The sequence below is a fragment of the Niveispirillum sp. genome (genome assembly GCF_017996735.1).
Lineage (GTDB): Bacteria > Pseudomonadota > Alphaproteobacteria > Azospirillales > Azospirillaceae > Niveispirillum.
In genome coordinates, this window is the sequence record NZ_JAGOGJ010000046.1 from 30,140 (window position 1) to 46,757 (window position 16,618).

Sequence of the window (16,618 nt, forward strand, 5' to 3'; positions counted from 1 at the left end):
CTCCCTATTCGGCGGCCAGGGCCGGCCGCGTTTCCCGGTCGATCATCCGGTCGATCAGGCGCCGCGCCCACATTGATCCGGCATCGATATTCAGGTTGTAGAAGATATGGCCGGGATTGGCGTCGATGGCCTTTTGCTGGGCTTCCAGAATATGTTCATCCTCGCGGAAGATGCCGGACACGCCCTCGCGGATCTTGTGGGTGCGGGCCTGGTTGCGGATGTCGAAATTCCGCGCGAAGGCCCAGAAATAATGGCAGGTGGTCTCCGTTTCTGGCGTCAGGCAGTTGATGACCCGGCCATCCACGCCCTTGGACCGGTCGCCTTCGGGTGCGCCTGTGCCCGTGGGTGCCACGCCCACCTCGATGATGATGGTCGAGGGGGCGGTAAAATTGATGATCTGCCAGCGGTCGACATGGTGCTTGCGACCCAGATTTTCGGCCCAGAAGGGCGGGGCATCGATATCCACCATCCAACGGGTGATGGTCGCGGTCGTATCGGAATGGGTGGCCGTGAACGGCGCCTCCGCCACGGCCTGATTGCCGATGGAACTGCCATGCACGAAGGTTTCGTGGGTCAAATCCATCAGATTATCCACGACCAGACGGTAATCGCACTTGGCATGGATCACCTTGCCATCGGCGGCCCAGGCGGGATCATTGTTCCAATGGATATCGGGGATCAGCGCCGGATCGGCCAGCGCGGGATCGCCCGGCCAGATCCACAGGAACCGGTAACGTTCGACCAGCGGGTAGCTTTTCACGCAGGCCGACGGGTTGATGGTATGTTGAGACGGCATGTATACACACCGGCCGGTATCGTCATAGGCAAGGCCGTGATAGCCGCAGACCACCCGGTCCTCTTCCAGCCGCCCCAGTGACAAGGGCAGCAGCCGATGCCAGCAGGCATCGGCCAGCGCCACCGCCGAACCGTCCTGTTTCCGGTACAAAACCACATGTTTGCCGCAGATGGTGCGGGCCAGAAGCTTGCGCCCCACCTCCACATCATACGCAGCGACATACCAGGCGTTCAGCGGAAAACTCTGGGCCATGTTTTCTTCTCCCCTAAGTCTGTATCTTGATTTTGATATCTGTATACAGCTTTTCTGGGCATGAGTCGATGGGGCGGTTGGCTGCCCGAATGATTTCTGTCATATCAGGTCTGGTAGCTCAGCCTTCCCCGTCGCCATCGCCGCCGGCAAACTGGAACCCATCCAGCAGAGCCAGCAACGCGCCGCGTCCCGCCGGCCCAAGGGAGGCCGTCAGTTCCTGTTCATAGGCGTCGTGCCGGGCCTGGATTTCCCGCATCCGTACCTGGCCATGATCGGTCAGGTGCAGGCAGTAGGACCGGCGATCGGCCGGGGAAGGGGAGCGGACCAGCAGATCGCGCCCTTCCAGCCCATCCAGCAAAGGCACCAGATTGGCGCGTTTCAAACCCAGCGCGTCGCTGATCTGCGACTGGCTGAGACCGGGATTGTCGCGGATCACGGTCAGAATCGCGAACTGTGTCGGGCGGATATCGAATTCCGACATGAACTGCGTGAACAGGGTGAAGGCTGCGATCTGCGCCCGCCGCAACCTGTATCCAACAGATCCCTGCAGGGTCGAAAGATCGATGCCGCTGCGATCATCCATTCCGCTCACTCCACCATTACCCGTTCGCAGCCGCAAACTATCGTCATGTCACGCGGAATTCGAGGGATTCGTGTCGTCCGCCGCCTGTTGGCGCAACACGTGCTTCTGAACCTTGCCGGAACCGGTGCGCGGCAGGGTGTCGGTGATGATCACGCGCTGCGGCCGCTTGTACCGGGCGCAGCGCCCGTCCAGATGCGCGGTGATCTGCTCCGGTGTCACGGCATGGCCGGCGCGCGGCACGATATAGGCCCAGCCTACCTCGCCCCAGCGCGCGTCGGGCACGCCGATCACGGCCACTTCCGCCACGCTGTCCAGTTCCAGGACGGCGGCTTCAACCTCGGCCGGATAGACATTCTCCCCGCCGGAAATGAACATGTCCTTCTTGCGGTCGACCAGATAATAGAACCCGTCCGCATCGCGCCGGGCGGCATCGCCGGTGCGCAGCCAGCCGCCCTGCTGCACCAGGGTCGGCAGTTCCGGCCGGTTCCAGTAGCCGGGCGACAGGTTAGGCCCGTTGATCCAGATTTCACCCACGGCGCCATCCGGTACATCCTGGCCATCATCATCGACCAGACGCAGGCGCAGGGTGGGGCCGGGAATGCCGGCGGACCCGGCCTTGGCCACGATGCGGGCACGGTCGGAAATGGGCATGCCCAGGACGGTTCCCGCCTCGCTCATCCCATATCCGTCGGCGATGGTGATGCCATCATCGCTGAACCGCTGGATCAGGGCGGCGGGCATGGGGGCGCCCCCTGTACACAGGGCGACCAGACGGCGCAGGCGGACCGGATCGTAATCGGGATGCTGGCGCAGGGTCTGCGCCATCTGCGGCACGCACATGTAATGGGTGACACCCATCTCCGGGTCGGACAGGCGGGCAAGCGTCACCGCCGGGTCGAACCCCCGCGACAGGATCAGGGTGCCGCCCTGGACCAGGGGTGTGCGCACCATGGTGACCAGCCCCACCACATGAAACAGCGGCATGTCGCACAGCACGACACTGTTCGCATTCACGCGGTTCATCAGGCTGAAATTCACGTTGGTAAAGAACAGGTTGCTTTCGGTCAGCAAGGCCCCCTTGGGCCGGCCCGACGTGCCCGACGTGTATAGAAGCGTGGAAGGACGGTCCACCGGCAGTATGCCGGCCGGCCGCACAGGAGCCATACCGCTCCAGGCCGTGAACGCCTCGGCCATGTCCATGACCCGCGTATCGGTCTGTCCCGCCGCCGACCGTTCCGCGGTTTCCAAGAATTCCGCGTCGGTCAGCAGCAAGGCAGGGGCGGCATCCGCCACCTGAAAGGCCAGTTCCGGCACGGTCAGGCGCCAGTTCAGCGGCACGAAGATCGCCCCCAACCGGGCCGCCGCCAGATGCAGGATCGGCATGGCGATGTCATTGCGGCCAAGCACGGCAATCCGCTGCCCCTCCGCATCACCAAGCAGGCTGGACAGCCAGGTACAGCACCTGTTCACCGCCTGATCCAGGTCGGCATAGGTGAAACGGCGCCCCCCGACCAGATCGACCACCGCGATCCGGTCGGGCTGTGCCGCCGCCTGAAACGCCAGCGGATCGGGGGTGGGAAGGTGGGTGGCAGACATGGACATGGCTTCTCTTTGCGCAGAGAGAGGTCAACAGATCAGAAGTCCAACCGTCCCGTCATCCCCGGCTTTCACCGGGATGACGGAGAGGGATGACGACCATTATCCGCGCTTGTACGCGCCCAGGCCGGGCTTGTAGCTCTTTTCGTCGATGAACTGACGGATGCCTTCCTTGCGACCGTCATTGTCGTAGGAATTGGCGGCTTCCTGCGCACGGACCAGATAGTCCTCAGCATTGTCGTAGGTCATTTCCTTGACCCGCCGCACGGCATCCTTGGTGGCCTTCAGCGCTACAGGGTTCTTTTCCAGCAGGACCTTGGCAATCTCGGTCACACGGTCCTTCAACTGGGCCAGCGGCACCGCCTCATTCACCATGCGCCATTCGGCGGCCTTCTTGCCGTCGATGGCCTCACCCGTCATGGCGTGATACATGGCGTCGCGCAGGGGGATCAGGTCGACGACCACCTTCGTGGCGCCGCCGCCGGGCAGGATGCCCCAGTTGATTTCCGACAGGCCGAACTTCGCCTCTTCCGCCGCGATGGCCAGATCGCAGGAATAAAGCGGGCCGTAACCGCCGCCGAAGCACCAGCCATTGACCATGGCGATGGTCGGCTTCTGGTACCAGCGCAGGCGCCGCCACCAGCCATAAGCCTCGCGCTGGGCCTGACGCGTGGCGCCCAGACCCTTGGCCTCCGTTTCGCGGAAATACTCCTTCAGATCCATGCCGGCCGACCAGGCCGTGCCTTCGCCCGACAGGACCAGGACGCCCACATCCTGACGGAATTCCAACTCATCCAGAACCTCCATCATGCGGCGGTTCAGGGTCGGGCTCATGCAATTGCGCTTTTCCGGGCGGTTGAAACGAACCCAGGCGATGCCATCAACGACATCGAACGCGACAGTGTCTTCGGTGCTCATGTTGTTCTTCCTGAAAGGGAACGTTCATCAGATCGGGAAATGGCCGGGCAAGGTTTCCAGGGTGATCCAGCGCAGTTCGGTGAAGGCATCGATTCCGGCCTTGCCACCGAACCGGCCATAGCCGCTGTCCTTGACGCCACCAAACGGCATCTGCGCCTCGTCATGGACGGTGGCGCCGTTGACATGGCAGATGCCGGACTGGACACGCCGGGCCAGACGCAGGCCACGTGCCGCATCGCGGGTGAAGATGGAGGCCGAGAGGCCATATTCTGTATCGTTGGCGGTGCGGATGGCCGCATCCTCCCCATCCACACGCACGATGGTGGTGACGGGGCCGAAGCTTTCCTCGGCATAGATCCGCATGGCCGGCGTGACATGGTCCAGGATGGCGGCCGACATCAGCGTGCCCTTGGTCGGGGTGGGCTGATACAGCTTGGCCCCCTTGGACACGGCATCGTCGATCAGGGACTGGATTGTCGTCACGGCATGCGGATCGACCACGGAACCCAGCGGCGTCTTGCCCTCACGCGGGTCACCGGCGACCAGGGTGGCGGCCTTGGTGGCGAATTTCTCGACAAAGGCGTCGGCGACCTTGTTATCCACCACGATGCGTTCGGTGGACATGCAGATCTGGCCGGAATTGAAGAAGGCGCCAAAGGCGGCGGCCTTCACGGCCTCGTCCAGGTCGGCATCGTCCAGCACCACGAATGGTGCCTTGCCGCCCAGTTCCAGCAGGACCGGCTTCAGATTACGGCCCGCACGCTCGGCAATGATGCGGCCGACACGGGTGGAACCGGTGAAATTGATGCGCCGGACGGCGGGATGATCGATCAGGGCGCCAACAATGGCCCCGGCATCTTCCGGGGCGTTGGTGATGACATTCACCACGCCCGCTGGGAAGCCGGCATCGGCCAGCGCCGCGCCGATCAGGGCATGGGTGCGCGGGCACAGTTCAGATGCCTTCAGGATCACGGCATTGCCACAGGCCAGCGCCGTCGCCACGGCGCGCACACCGAGGATGACAGGCGCGTTCCAGGGCGCGATGCCCAGGATCACACCCACCGGCTGGCGTACCGCCATGGCGATACAGCCCGGTTTGTCGGACGGGATGACCTCGCCATTGATCTGCGTGGTCATCGAGGCTGCTTCGCGCAGCATGGAGGCGGCCAGGGTCACGTTGAATCCGGCCCAGCCGGCCGTAGCGCCGGTTTCGGCGGCCATGGCGGCGATGAAGTCCTGCATGCGCGCCGTCAGCGCTTCAGCCGCCTTCAGCAGCAGGGCGCGGCGTGCGTTCGGGCCGGTTTCCGACCAGGCGGCAAACGCGGCGGCGGCAGTATCGGCCGCTTCCTTCGCGTCGTCGATGCTGGCGGCGGCAGCCGTGCTGGCAACCTCACCCGTCAGCGGGTTCAGGCGGGTAAAATTGCGGCCATCTGTGGCCGGACGGGTCTTGCCGCCGATCAGCAGGGCGGCATCCAGATGCGTGCTCATGCGCCATTTCCTCCCGGAAGGGCCATCGGCCCGTTATTTAGTTATGTTGTATAACAATATTGACGGCGATGCAAGAGGGAACGTTCCGTTGACGTCGCCTGCCGTTGCCGGGTGCGTTGCACCCGCTCGCGCCATCCCGTTGGATGGCAAGGCGCCTCGAAGCTGCCGAGGCAATTAGAAACATCAACACTAACACTTGTCCAATAAAATGATTATGTATGATAACGAGATTCTGTATAGTAGGGTGAGTTCATCGAAAGCCCCCGGGACGAGGGGATGATACGGGAGGTTACCTATGGGCGCACCCGCCCGATCCGTGCCGCGCGGCGGCACCACGCTGTTCCTCTGCTTTCTCATCGCGTTGCTGGAAGGCTTTGATATTCAAGCCATCGGTGTCGCCGCCCCCTATCTGATCCCCCAGCTTGGCCTGTCCCCTGGACAGGCGGGCGTGGTTTTCGGGGCGGGCATGGCGGGTCTGGTTCTGGGTGCCGTAACTGGCGGCTGGCTGGCCGACCGTATGGGGCGCAAGGGCTTGTTGATGGTCTGCGTCGCCATCTTCGGCCTGTTCACGCTCGCCACCCTGGTGGCTGGTGGACCTGTATCGCTGGGGGCCTACCGGTTCCTGGCCGGGGCTGGCATGGGGGCTGCGATGCCCAGCCTTGTGGCCGTGGCGCTGGAAATCGCACCGCCGGAACGCCGCACCCGCACTGTCACGCTGATGTTCTCCGGCATGCCGGCGGGTGGGGCGTTGGCGGCGTTGTTCGCGGCGGGCCTGCTGGAACAATATGGCTGGCACTCGATTTTCCTGGCCGGCGGTCTGCTGCCGCTGCTGCTGTTGCCCGCCATGTGGGTTCTGATGCCCGACAGCCGGTCGTCCGCCGCTTCTCATGCCGGCGGCGCCAGCGCCGTGACGACGCTGTTCGGGGAAGGACGGTTGCTGATCACACTACTGGCCTGGTTCACGTTCGGCATGACGCTGCTGGTCCTGTATCTGCTTCTGAACTGGCTGCCGTCGCTGGTCGCGGCCAAGGGGCTGGGCGGGGTTGGCGGTGCCGGTGCGGCCTTTGCCTTCAATGCGGGCAGCATCGTCGGTGCCCTGGGAATCGGCTTTCTGGTCGACCGGTTGGGGCCGCGTATTCCCATTATCGCCGCCTATCCCTGCCTGGCGCTGGCCATGTTCGGTTTGGCCGGGGCGGAAAATCTGGGGCCGGTGCTTATCCTGGCCGGGCTTGCGGGGTTCTTCCTGCTGGGTGCCCAATATTCCCTCTACGGCATCATCCCGCTTTATTATCCGGGCCCGGTGCGTGGTCTGGCCACGGGGGCGTCCATCGCCGTCGGCCGGCTGGGTTCCATCGCCGGTCCGCTGGTGGCGGGTCATCTGCTGGGGCAGGGATGGGGACCGGCCGGTGTCGCCATGGCCATGGTGCCGGTAGTGCTGACCGCCGGCGTCTCGGCCGCCGTGATGACCATCCGGGGCCGGTATATCGATGCGTGAAGCGGGACAGGCAGGGGGTGGCTATCCGGCCGCCCCCTGCCGGAACCGTCCGGGGGAGCAGCCGACCCGGCCGGTGAAGAAGCGATTGAAATAGGCAGGGTCGCTGAAGCCCAGTTCGAACGCCACCTCCGCCACGCCCAGGTCACTATACAACAGGCTGCGTTTGGCCTCTGCCAGCAGCCGGTCATGCAGGAGGTCGATGGGCGGATGCCCGGTCACGGCGATACAGGCTGCGCGCAGCCGCCCCGGTGTGACGCCCAGTTCATCGGCGAACCGTGCCACGCCCCAGCCGGCGCGGTACTGTTCCTCGATCAGGTCCCTGTAACGCGTGACCAGCGCCGCCCGTGGCCCGCGCGACGCTCCACCACCGCCCGCCGACAGGCGGGCCGCCCGCCAGGCATGGACCAGCAGCGCCGTCAGCGCCGCCTCCACCAGCAGCGACCGGCCCACACCACCGGCGGCCATTTCCGCCTCCAGCAGCGTTGCCAGACGCAGGCAGTCCGCCCCGTCATCCCCCAGCGGCACCGCCGCCGCCCGGCCGAACAGTTCCGCCAATCCCGGCTCCCGCCGCGCCAGCCCGCGCAGCATCGGTTCCACAAAGGTGATCACATGTCCCTGACTGTCGGCGTCCCAATGAAACCCGTGCACTTCGCCCGCCGGGATCAGCAGCAGGCAGGGTGCCGCGAACGCTTCCCGTTCCCCGCCAGCCAGCAATTCGCCGCCCCCTGTGGCGATGACAAAGACATGGTTCAGGTCGGCATGGGCATGCGGCTGGATCTGCCAGCCGCTGGGCTGGCTGCGCCGTTCCAGGGTTTCGGCATGGATGAAATGTTCATCCGCCTTGGCCTCCGCCTCCCCGTACAGGAAGAAGCGGGGCACGGGATTGCTGGCTTTCCGGTTCATGCGGTGCAGCATGGCAAAGGGGCGATGAAAAATCCAATTTTTTGATGGATGCGTGTCCTGTGCCAATGGTTCACCGACGCTATCATCCCGCCAACAGCCAATAAACATTAGGGAGTAGGACCGCGATGCGCACACAGGTTGCCATCATCGGCGCCGGGCCCGCCGGATTGCTTCTGGCCCACCTTTTGTACAAGGCGGGCGTGGAATGCGTGATCCTGGAACGGCGTGACCGCGCCTATGTCGAAAGCCGGATTCGGGCCGGCATCCTGGAACAGGTGACGGTCGATCTGCTGCGTCAGGTCGGGGTTCATGAGCGCATGGACCGCGAGGGCCTGCCGCATGAAGGGTTCGCGCTGTCCACCGATGGTGACAATACCCGCATCGACATGAAGGCGCTGACCGGCAAATCCGTCATGGTCTATGGCCAGACGGAGGTGACACGCGACCTGATCGACGCGGCCCTGCACCGTGATATCCCGCTGCTGTTCGACGCACAGGATGTGGCCCTGCACGACATCACCAGCGCCCGTCCCCGTGTCACCTTCCGGCATGACGGGGTGGATCGCACGCTGGACTGCGATTTCATCGCGGGCTGCGACGGGTTCCACGGTGTGGCCCGGGCCAGCATCCCGGCCGATGTGCTGCGCACCTTTGAACGTGTCTATCCGTTCGGCTGGCTGGGCGTTCTGGCCGATGTGCCGCCATGTGATCATGAACTGATCTATGCCAGCCATGAACGGGGCTTTGCGCTTGCCTCCATGCGCTCCAACACCCGCTCGCGCTATTATGTGCAGGTGGCGAACACGGAGAAGGTGGAGGATTGGTCGGACGAGCGGTTCTGGGACGAACTGTGCCTGCGCCTGGGGAACGAGGTGGCGCCGCGGGTCACGCGCGGCCCGTCGATTGAAAAATCCATCGCGCCGCTGCGCAGCTTCGTGGCCGAGCCGATGCGCCATGGAAATCTGTTCCTGGCCGGCGACGCCGCCCATATCGTGCCGCCCACGGGGGCCAAGGGGCTGAACCTGGCCGCCACCGACGTCGCCTATCTGGCGGACGGGCTGGCCGATCATTACCGGGGCAACAGCGCCGGGATCGACGCCTATTCCGCCCGGGCGCTGGCGCGTGTCTGGAAGGCCGAACGTTTCTCCTGGTGGTTCACCAGCCTGATGCACCGGTTCCCGGAGACCGACGCGTTCGGCCGCCGCATGCAGATCGCCGAACTGGGCTATCTGCGCGGGTCGCATGCGGCCCAGCAGTCGCTGGCGGAAAACTACGTGGGCCTGCCGCTGCACTGACCCGCACACCCCGATCATTCGTTCATAGGAACCCATTGATATGGCTGGTAAGATTTACCCTGACGCCAAGTCGGCGCTGGACGGTCTGCTGTTCGACGGCATGACCATCATGTCGGGCGGCTTCGGCCTGTCCGGCAACCCGGAACATTTGATCCCCGCCATCAAGGAGGCGGGTGTCAAGGGCTTGACCATCATTTCCAACAATTGCGGGGCCGATGGTTTCGGCCTCTGGCAATTGCTGAACAATGGCCAGATCAGGAAGATGATCAGCTCCTATGTGGGGGAGAACAAGCTGTTCGAGCAGCTTTACATCTCCGGCCAGTTGGAACTGGAACTGAACCCGCAGGGGACTTTGGCCGAACGTATTCGTGCCGGCGGGGCCGGCATTCCCGCCTTCTACACCGCCACCGGTGTGGGCACCGTCGTGTCGGAAGGCAAGGTGGTGGAGGAGTTCGAGGGCAAGCATTACGTGCGCGAGACCTGGCTGCGCTCCGACCTGTCGATCGTGAAGGCCTGGAAGGCCGACACGGAAGGCAACCTGATCTATCGGAAAACGGCGCGTAACTTCAACCCGGTGATGGCAACCGCCGGCAAGGTGACCGTGGCAGAGGTGGAGGAGATCGTGCCTGTCGGCAGCTTCGATCCCGACCATGTTCATACTCCCGGCATCTATGTCGACCGTGTCATCAAGGGCACGCAGTACGCCAAGCTGATCGAAAAGCGCACCACGCGGCCGCGTCCGGCCGCCAGCCAGGAGGGCTGAGCCATGCCCTGGACCCGTGATGAAATGGCCGCCCGCGCCGCCCGTGAGTTGCGCGACGGTTTCTATGTGAATTTGGGTATCGGCATCCCGACCCTGGTCGCCAACTATATCCCCGACGGCATGCAGGTGCTGTTGCAGTCGGAGAATGGCATGCTGGGCATCGGGCCTTTCCCGTTCGAAGGGGAAGAGGATGCCGACCTGATCAATGCCGGCAAGCAGACGATCACGGAATTGCCCTCCTCCTCCTATTTCAGCAGCGCCGACAGCTTTGCCATGATCCGGGGCGGCCATATCGACCTGACGGTGCTGGGCGCCATGCAGGTGGCCGGCAATGGTGACCTGGCCAACTGGACCATTCCCGGCAAGATGGTAAAGGGTATGGGCGGCGCCATGGATCTGGTGGCCGGCGTCAAAAAGGTCGTGGTGGTCATGGAACACCAGGACAAGAATGGCGGGTCCAAGCTGTTGACCGAATGCAATCTGCCGCTGACCGGCGCCGGGGTGGTCGACATGGTCATTACCGACCTCGGAGTCTTCACCATCGACAAGAATGGTGATGGCGGCATGGCCCTGATCGAACTGGCCCCTGGCATCAGCGTGGAGCAGATCACAGCCGCCACGGGCGCCCCCTTCCGGGTGGAGCTTGCAGCATGAGCGCCGCCTATATCTGTGACGGCATCCGCAGCCCCATTGGCCGGTTCGGCGGTGGCCTGTCCCGCCTGCGACCCGATGATATGGCAGCACAGGTGATCCAGGCCCTGCTGGCCCGCCATCCCGGCCTGAACCCGGCCGCCATTGAAGAGGTGTTCCTGGGTTGCGCCAATCAGGCGGGGGAGGATAACCGCAATGTGGCCCGCATGGCGGCGCTGCTGGCGGGCCTTCCGGTCTCGGTCCCGGGCACCACCATCAACCGCCTCTGCGCGTCAGGTGCCGATGCCGTGGGTACGGCGGCGCGCGCCATCAATGCCGGTGCGCTGGACCTTGTCATTGCCGGCGGTGTGGAAAGCATGACCCGTGCCCCGCTGGTCATGGGCAAGGCCGAAAGCGCCTTTCAGCGCAGCGCCCAGATTGAGGATACGACCATCGGCTGGCGCTTCATCAATAAGGCGATGAAGGAACGTTACGGTACCGATAGCATGCCGGAAACGGCGGAGAATGTGGCCGTCGATCACGGTGTCGCCCGTGAGGACCAGGACACGTTCGCCCTGTCCAGTCAGCAACGTACTGCCAAGGCCCAGGCCGACGGTTATTTCGAAGGCGAAATAACCCCGGTTACCGTCCTGGACGCCAAGGGCAAGCCAACCACGATCAGCGTTGATGAGCATCCCCGCGCCGATACCACGGCAGAGGCGCTGGGCAAGCTGAAACCCGTGGTCCGTGCCGGCGGTACCGTCACGGCGGGCAACGCCAGCGGCGTCAATGACGGTGCGGTGGCCCTGCTGATTGCTTCGGAGTCCGCAGTAAAAGCCCATAACCTGACTCCGCGTGGCCGTATCCTGGGCATGGCGACGGCGGGCGTGGCACCGCGCGTCATGGGCATCGGCCCGGTGCCGGCCTCGCAAAAGCTGATGGACAAGCTGGGCCTGACCATCGGGGATTTTGATCTGATTGAGTTGAACGAGGCCTTTGCCTCGCAAGTGATCGCATCCATGCGCGCGCTGGGCGTTGATCCGATGGCCGATCATGTGAACCCGCATGGCGGGGCCATCGCGCTGGGCCATCCGCTGGGCGCGTCGGGTGCCCGTCTGGCTCTGACGGCGTTGCGGGGTCTGGAACGGCGCGGGGGCAAGCGGGCGCTGGTGACCATGTGCATCGGCGTGGGCCAGGGTCTGGCCCTCGCCATCGAAAAAATCTGAGGGAGGAACGAGAAATGACACTGATCCTGCCCTATAACCGGGAGGAGGAGGGCGCCCATCCGTCCTTCCTGTCACCCGACTACAAGGCCACCATCAAACGGTCGCCGCAGCAGCCGCTGATCCGCATTCCGCAGACATTGACGGAATTGACGGGGCCGGCCGGCCGCTGGGACCGGCTGATGGGTCCCGCCGTCGCCGATCTGACCAAGGTCGGCAAGGGCGAGGCCATCGGCCAGCGCATCATCGTTTCCGGCCGCGTGCTGGACGAGGATGGGCGTCCCGTGCCCAACACCATTGTGGAGGTCTGGCAGGCCAACGCCGCCGGCCGCTACATCCACAGGAAGGATCAATGGAACGCGCCGCTGGACCCGAACTTCACCGGGTCGGGCCGTGTCATCACCGATGATCAGGGGCGGTACCGCTTCCTGACCGTCACGCCCGGCGCCTATCCCTGGGGCAACCATTATAACGCCTGGCGCCCGGCCCATATCCATTTCTCCCTGTTGGGTCCGGCCTTCGCCACCCGGCTGGTGACTCAGATGTATTTCCCAGGCGATCCGCTGATCCCGCTGGACCCGATCGCCAATGCCGTTCCCGCCCATGCCCTGCCGCGCATGATCAGCCGGTTCGATATCGAAACGACGCAGGAAGCCCTCGCGCTGTCCTTTATTTTCGATATCGTGCTGCGCGGGCGTGACGCCACGCCGATGGAGGATTGATCCATGACCGGACAAACACCCTGGCAAACGGTCGGCCCCTATTTCCACTATGCCCTGCCGTGGAAGGGCGGTGCCGATCTGGTGGAAGGCAAGGGCGATGCCGGTGCGCGCATGGACCTGCTGCCTGACGGCCATTACACGCTGAACCCCAATAATCAGCCGCGCGGCGTGGCCAGGGGGCAGGTGGTGACAATCACCGGCACCGTGTTCGACGGCGACGGCGTGCCCATCCCCGACAGCTTTGTCGAACTGTGGCAGGCCAATGCCGCCGGCCGTTATGACAGTCCCGACGATGCGCGGGAGGAGCTGGCGCTGGACCCGGACTTCATCGGTTTCGGCCGTGCTTCCGCCGATGCCGACGGTGTTTTCACCATCCGCACGGTCAAGCCCGGCCGCGTGCCCGGCCCCGGCAACAGCCTTCAGGCCCCGCACATCGCCATTTCGGTGATGGCGCGCGGCGTCATCAAGCGGATGGTCAGCCGCATCTATTTCGCAGATGAACCCAGCAACGCCGAAGACCCGATCCTGGACCTCGTCCCCGCCACCCGCCGCGCCACGCTGCTGGCCGTGCCCGTGGGGGAGGGGCAGTACAGGTTCGACATCCGCCTTCAGGGCGAGGGTGAGACGGTGTTCTTCGACGTGTGAGGGCTTTCTTTGCCCGACAGTGCCTCCCCCGCTGTCACGGGGGAGGCAAGGAATGGCCGAAATCATTCCTCAAGACGCCACGGCACCCCTATCATCCGCTTATCCCCATTACCCGGTCTGGCTCCATGACATCCGCACTGTTCACGCCTTTGTTCCGGACGTCTTCCATGTCGGCCCTGTTCGATGATCGGGCGGTGCTGGCCGCGATGTTGCGGGTGGAGGCGGCGTTGGCCAGTGCGCAGGCCAGCATCGGCATGGTGCCCCCCGCTGCCCTGGCCCCGATCCACGCCGCCTGCGACCCCGACCTTTATGACATCGCGGAACTGGGCCGGGCGACGGCCCTGGCCGGCAATCCGGCGATCCCGTTGGTCAAGGTACTGACGGCCAAGGTCGCGGAAATTGATCCCGCCGCTGCCCGGCATGTGCATCGCGGCGCCACCAGCCAGGACATCATCGATACCGGTTTTGTCCTGCGGGCGGTGCAGGCGGTGGCGCTGCTCCGCGCCGATCTGGACCGTGCCATCCATGCCCTGGCCGACCTGTCCCGACGCCACGCCGGCACCCCCATGGCCGGCCGTACCTTGTGGCAGCAGGCATTGCCCACCACCTTCGGGCTGAAGGCGGCGGGGTGGCTGTCTATGCTGCTACGGATCCGCAGCCGTTTGACCGATGCGGGCAGGGCGGCGGCCAGCCTGCAATTCGGCGGGGCCGCCGGCACGCTGGCCAGCCAGGGCGTCCACGGTTTGGCGGTGGCCAAGGCGCTGGCCGCCGAACTCTCCCTGACCCTGCCCGACACCCCCTGGCACAGCCAGCGTGACCGCATCGCCGATCTGGGGGCGGCCCTGGGCCTGCTGACCGGCGGGTTGGGCAAGATCGCCCGCGACATCGCCCACCTGATGTCGTCGGAAGTGGCTGAAGCGTTTGAGCCGGCGGCGGCTGGCAAGGGCGGGTCATCCGCCATGCCGCACAAACGCAACCCCGTGGGCACAACCATCGCCCTGTCGGCGGCCGCCCGTGCCCCCGGACTGGTCGCCACCCTGTTCAGCGCCATGGTGCAGGAACAGGAACGCGGGGTCGGCGGCTGGCATGCCGAATGGCCGACCCTGGCGGAACTGTTCGCACTGACCTCCGGCGCCATGGCTCATATGGTCGATACCTTGTCCGGCCTGGAACTGGACCCCGCCCGTATGCGGACCAATCTGGACCTGACCCAGGGCCTGATGATGGCCGAGGCGGTAACCCAGGCCCTGGCCGAGGCATCGGGCCGCCATGACGCGGGTAAGATTGTAGAGGCCGCCTGCAAGCGCGCCGTGGCCGCCGGCCATGGGTTGCTGGAGGAACTGGCCGCCGATGTGGCGATCACCACCCATCTGCCGCGTGAACGGCTGGTGGCGTTGATGCGGCCGGAAAGTTACCTCGGGTCAGCGTCGGACTTCGTGTCCGCCGTACTGACCACCTATGAGCGGGAGATGAAGTGATGGCGGACTATGTGACCCTGGCCGATGGAGGCCGCCTGCATTGGCGCCTGGACGGGCCGGAGGGCGCGCCTTTTCTGCTGCTGTCCAATTCGCTGGGCACCAATATGGACATGTGGGCGCCGCAGATGCCTGAGCTGACCCGGCATTTCCTGGTTCTGCGTTATGACAGCCGGGGACATGGAATGTCCGATGCGCCCGCCGGCCCCTACAGCATCGACCTGCTGGGCCGCGATGCGGTGGGGCTTCTGGACGCGCTGGGGATCGAGAAGGTGCGCTTTGCCGGCCTGTCCAAGGGCGGCATGGTGGGGCAGTGGCTGGGCGCGAACGCGCCGGAGCGGCTGTCGCATCTGGTCCTGTGCAACACCGCCGCCGAAATGGCACCGCCCGAGCCGTGGAATGCCCGCATCGCGCTGGTCAAGGCCCAGGGTATGGGCGCCATCGTTAATGGCGTGGTGGAGCGCTGGTTCACCGAACCCTTCCGGACCACCCATCCCGACGCCATCGCCCCCATCACTGCCATGCTGCACGCCACGCCGGTGGAGGGCTATACCGCCTGCTGTGCCGCCGTGCGCGACATGGATCAGCGCGCCTCGCTGCCCCGCATCACCGTGCCGACCCTGGTGATCGGCGGCCGCCAGGACCCGGCCACCCCCATCGCCAAAAGCCATGAGATGGTGGCGTTGATCCCCGGTGCCAAAATGGTGGAACTGGACGCGGCGCATTTGTCGAATATCGAGCAGGCAGAGGCGTTCACCGCCGCCCTGCTGTCCTTCCTGAAAGATTGAGATCATGGATGAAGCCGAACGCAAGGAACGGGGCTTCACCGCCCGGCGTTCCGTCCTGGGTGACGCGCATGTCGACCGCGCCATCGCCAATACCACGGAATTCACCGCCGAATTCCAGGACCTGATCACCCGCTATGCCTGGGGGGAGATCTGGACAAGGCCTGGCATCGACCACACAACCCGCCGTCTCATGGTGATGTCGATGATGATCGCCCTGAACCGGGAAGAGGAATTTATCATGCATGTCCGTGCCGCCGTGACGCACGGGGTGTCGCGCGACACGATCAAGGAACTGATCCTGCAGGCCGCCATCTATTGCGGTGTACCGGCGGCCAACAGCGCCTTCCACGCCGCCTCGCGCCTGTTCAAGGAGATGGACGCGGCGGCTGGATCGATCTGAGGCGGGAGACCATTTCTGCCGTCACCGCCTCCGCCTCGCGCTCATCCCGGATGACGCGCGGCGTGATGAAGACGACCAGTTCGGTACGCACCGAACTGGTGCGTTTTTCGCCGAACAGTGCCCCCACGCCGGGCAGGGACGACAGGACGGGGATGCCATCGCGCCCCGCCTGCTGTTCTTCGGAAATCAGGCCGCCCAGCACGACGGTCTGACCGCTGTCCACCGCCACGTTTGACGTGATCTGCCGCTGGCTGATGGTGGGGGTCAGGTTGCCGGAATTGCGGGTGCCGGAGACGTTGGAGATTTCCTGATAGACCTCCATCGTCACCTTGCCGCTCTGGCTGATGCGCGGCACCACGCGCAGGATGACGCCGGTATTCACATAATCCACCTGCGACACGATGGGCGCATCGGGATTATCCACCGACTGGGCCGTGCGCGTCAGGATCGGCACCCGGTCACCGACCAGCAACTGTGCCACCTGACTGTCCATCACCACCACCTGGGGGGAGGAGACGACGCGCACATCCGTCACCTCGTCCAGCGCCGACAGCACGACCCGCGGATCGCCATTCTGTGAAAACACCAGATTGAACCCCGGCACCTGCGTGACGGGCCGCATGCTGCCCGTGGCATTGTTCAGGGT

At 64.8% G+C, this 16,618-nt stretch carries 17 protein-coding genes; 10 read left to right on the forward strand and 7 right to left on the reverse strand.

Translation table 11 applies throughout. The annotated features are described in order from the left end of the window. Positions 1-4: 4 nt before the first annotated feature. From KBA48_RS15735 to KBA48_RS15755, 5 genes are all read right to left on the reverse strand, one after another. A complete protein-coding gene (locus tag KBA48_RS15735; RefSeq protein ID WP_292908024.1) occupies positions 5-1,048 on the reverse strand; it encodes an aromatic ring-hydroxylating dioxygenase subunit alpha in 1,044 nt (347 codons plus the stop codon). Between the two features lie 118 nt (positions 1,049-1,166). Further along, positions 1,167-1,631, reverse strand: a complete 465-nt coding sequence (locus tag KBA48_RS15740; RefSeq protein WP_292908026.1) for a MarR family winged helix-turn-helix transcriptional regulator — start codon at positions 1,629-1,631, stop codon at positions 1,167-1,169. A gap of 48 nt (positions 1,632-1,679) precedes the next feature. Continuing rightward, a complete protein-coding gene (locus tag KBA48_RS15745; RefSeq protein WP_292908028.1) occupies positions 1,680-3,233 on the reverse strand; it encodes an AMP-binding protein in 1,554 nt (517 codons plus the stop codon). Positions 3,234-3,329: 96 nt separating this feature from the next. Continuing rightward, positions 3,330-4,145: a p-hydroxycinnamoyl CoA hydratase/lyase gene (locus KBA48_RS15750; protein ID WP_292908030.1), complete on the reverse strand. Its 816-nt coding sequence runs from the start codon at positions 4,143-4,145 to the stop codon at positions 3,330-3,332. Positions 4,146-4,172: 27 nt separating this feature from the next. Next, a complete protein-coding gene (locus KBA48_RS15755) occupies positions 4,173-5,633 on the reverse strand; it encodes an aldehyde dehydrogenase (RefSeq protein WP_292908032.1) in 1,461 nt (486 codons plus the stop codon). Positions 5,634-5,928: 295 nt separating this feature from the next. On the opposite strand from KBA48_RS15755, the gene KBA48_RS15760 reads away from it, so the two are divergent. Then, positions 5,929-7,128, forward strand: a complete 1,200-nt coding sequence (locus tag KBA48_RS15760) for an MFS transporter (RefSeq protein ID WP_292908034.1) — start codon at positions 5,929-5,931, stop codon at positions 7,126-7,128. A gap of 21 nt (positions 7,129-7,149) precedes the next feature. On the opposite strand, the gene KBA48_RS15765 is transcribed toward KBA48_RS15760, so the two are convergent. Beyond that, entirely contained in the window at positions 7,150-8,031 is an 882-nt protein-coding gene (locus tag KBA48_RS15765; protein ID WP_292908036.1) for a helix-turn-helix domain-containing protein, read from the reverse strand. A gap of 125 nt (positions 8,032-8,156) precedes the next feature. Between KBA48_RS15765 and pobA the strand changes: the two genes are divergently transcribed. The 9 genes from pobA (at position 8,157) to pcaC (ending at position 15,972) form a co-directional block, all read left to right on the forward strand. Further along, the gene (gene pobA, locus KBA48_RS15770; RefSeq protein WP_292908038.1) at positions 8,157-9,326 is read left to right on the forward strand and encodes a 4-hydroxybenzoate 3-monooxygenase; all 1,170 of its coding nucleotides are present in this window, start codon (positions 8,157-8,159) and stop codon (positions 9,324-9,326) included. 40 nt (positions 9,327-9,366) lie between these two features. After that, the gene (locus tag KBA48_RS15775; protein ID WP_292908040.1) at positions 9,367-10,089 is read left to right on the forward strand and encodes a CoA transferase subunit A; all 723 of its coding nucleotides are present in this window, start codon (positions 9,367-9,369) and stop codon (positions 10,087-10,089) included. 3 nt (positions 10,090-10,092) lie between these two features. Beyond that, a complete protein-coding gene (locus KBA48_RS15780) occupies positions 10,093-10,743 on the forward strand; it encodes a 3-oxoacid CoA-transferase subunit B (protein WP_292908042.1) in 651 nt (216 codons plus the stop codon). Next, entirely contained in the window at positions 10,740-11,945 is a 1,206-nt protein-coding gene (gene pcaF / locus KBA48_RS15785; RefSeq protein ID WP_292908044.1) for a 3-oxoadipyl-CoA thiolase, read from the forward strand. Before KBA48_RS15780 ends, pcaF begins: the two co-directional genes overlap by 4 nt. A gap of 14 nt (positions 11,946-11,959) precedes the next feature. Further along, a complete protein-coding gene (gene pcaH, locus KBA48_RS15790) occupies positions 11,960-12,664 on the forward strand; it encodes a protocatechuate 3,4-dioxygenase subunit beta (RefSeq protein ID WP_292908046.1) in 705 nt (234 codons plus the stop codon). A gap of 3 nt (positions 12,665-12,667) precedes the next feature. After that, positions 12,668-13,309 carry a protocatechuate 3,4-dioxygenase subunit alpha gene (gene pcaG, locus KBA48_RS15795; RefSeq protein WP_292908048.1) on the forward strand — a complete coding sequence of 214 codons (642 nt, stop codon included), beginning with the start codon at positions 12,668-12,670 and terminating at the stop codon, positions 13,307-13,309. 125 nt (positions 13,310-13,434) lie between these two features. Then, positions 13,435-14,787, forward strand: a complete 1,353-nt coding sequence (gene pcaB / locus KBA48_RS15800; protein WP_292908050.1) for a 3-carboxy-cis,cis-muconate cycloisomerase — start codon at positions 13,435-13,437, stop codon at positions 14,785-14,787. Then, a complete protein-coding gene (gene pcaD / locus KBA48_RS15805) occupies positions 14,787-15,572 on the forward strand; it encodes a 3-oxoadipate enol-lactonase (RefSeq protein WP_292908052.1) in 786 nt (261 codons plus the stop codon). Before pcaB ends, pcaD begins: the two co-directional genes overlap by 1 nt. Before the next feature lie 4 nt (positions 15,573-15,576). Continuing rightward, entirely contained in the window at positions 15,577-15,972 is a 396-nt protein-coding gene (gene pcaC / locus KBA48_RS15810) for a 4-carboxymuconolactone decarboxylase (RefSeq protein ID WP_292908054.1), read from the forward strand. Here the strand turns inward: pcaC and KBA48_RS15815 are convergent. Next, positions 15,938-16,618 (reverse strand): type II secretion system protein GspD (locus tag KBA48_RS15815; protein ID WP_367273839.1); only part of this gene is annotated, 681 nt, incomplete at its 5' end. The two genes, pcaC and KBA48_RS15815, sit on opposite strands and share 35 nt — an antisense overlap.

What these genes read in the sequence shown, in the direction of transcription:
- KBA48_RS15735 (WP_292908024.1), bottom strand. Translation starts at nt 1,048, where the DNA reads ATGGCCCAGAGTTTTCCGCTGAACGCCTGGTATGTCGCTGCGTATGAT.
- KBA48_RS15740 (WP_292908026.1), bottom strand. Translation starts at nt 1,631, where the DNA reads ATGGATGATCGCAGCGGCATCGATCTTTCGACCCTGCAGGGATCTGTT.
- KBA48_RS15745 (WP_292908028.1), bottom strand. Translation starts at nt 3,233, where the DNA reads ATGTCCATGTCTGCCACCCACCTTCCCACCCCCGATCCGCTGGCGTTT.
- KBA48_RS15750 (WP_292908030.1), bottom strand. Translation starts at nt 4,145, where the DNA reads ATGAGCACCGAAGACACTGTCGCGTTCGATGTCGTTGATGGCATCGCC.
- KBA48_RS15755 (WP_292908032.1), bottom strand. Translation starts at nt 5,633, where the DNA reads ATGAGCACGCATCTGGATGCCGCCCTGCTGATCGGCGGCAAGACCCGT.
- KBA48_RS15760 (WP_292908034.1), top strand. Translation starts at nt 5,929, where the DNA reads ATGGGCGCACCCGCCCGATCCGTGCCGCGCGGCGGCACCACGCTGTTC.
- KBA48_RS15765 (WP_292908036.1), bottom strand. Translation starts at nt 8,031, where the DNA reads ATGAACCGGAAAGCCAGCAATCCCGTGCCCCGCTTCTTCCTGTACGGG.
- pobA (WP_292908038.1), top strand. Translation starts at nt 8,157, where the DNA reads ATGCGCACACAGGTTGCCATCATCGGCGCCGGGCCCGCCGGATTGCTT.
- KBA48_RS15775 (WP_292908040.1), top strand. Translation starts at nt 9,367, where the DNA reads ATGGCTGGTAAGATTTACCCTGACGCCAAGTCGGCGCTGGACGGTCTG.
- KBA48_RS15780 (WP_292908042.1), top strand. Translation starts at nt 10,093, where the DNA reads ATGCCCTGGACCCGTGATGAAATGGCCGCCCGCGCCGCCCGTGAGTTG.
- pcaF (WP_292908044.1), top strand. Translation starts at nt 10,740, where the DNA reads ATGAGCGCCGCCTATATCTGTGACGGCATCCGCAGCCCCATTGGCCGG.
- pcaH (WP_292908046.1), top strand. Translation starts at nt 11,960, where the DNA reads ATGACACTGATCCTGCCCTATAACCGGGAGGAGGAGGGCGCCCATCCG.
- pcaG (WP_292908048.1), top strand. Translation starts at nt 12,668, where the DNA reads ATGACCGGACAAACACCCTGGCAAACGGTCGGCCCCTATTTCCACTAT.
- pcaB (WP_292908050.1), top strand. Translation starts at nt 13,435, where the DNA reads ATGACATCCGCACTGTTCACGCCTTTGTTCCGGACGTCTTCCATGTCG.
- pcaD (WP_292908052.1), top strand. Translation starts at nt 14,787, where the DNA reads ATGGCGGACTATGTGACCCTGGCCGATGGAGGCCGCCTGCATTGGCGC.
- pcaC (WP_292908054.1), top strand. Translation starts at nt 15,577, where the DNA reads ATGGATGAAGCCGAACGCAAGGAACGGGGCTTCACCGCCCGGCGTTCC.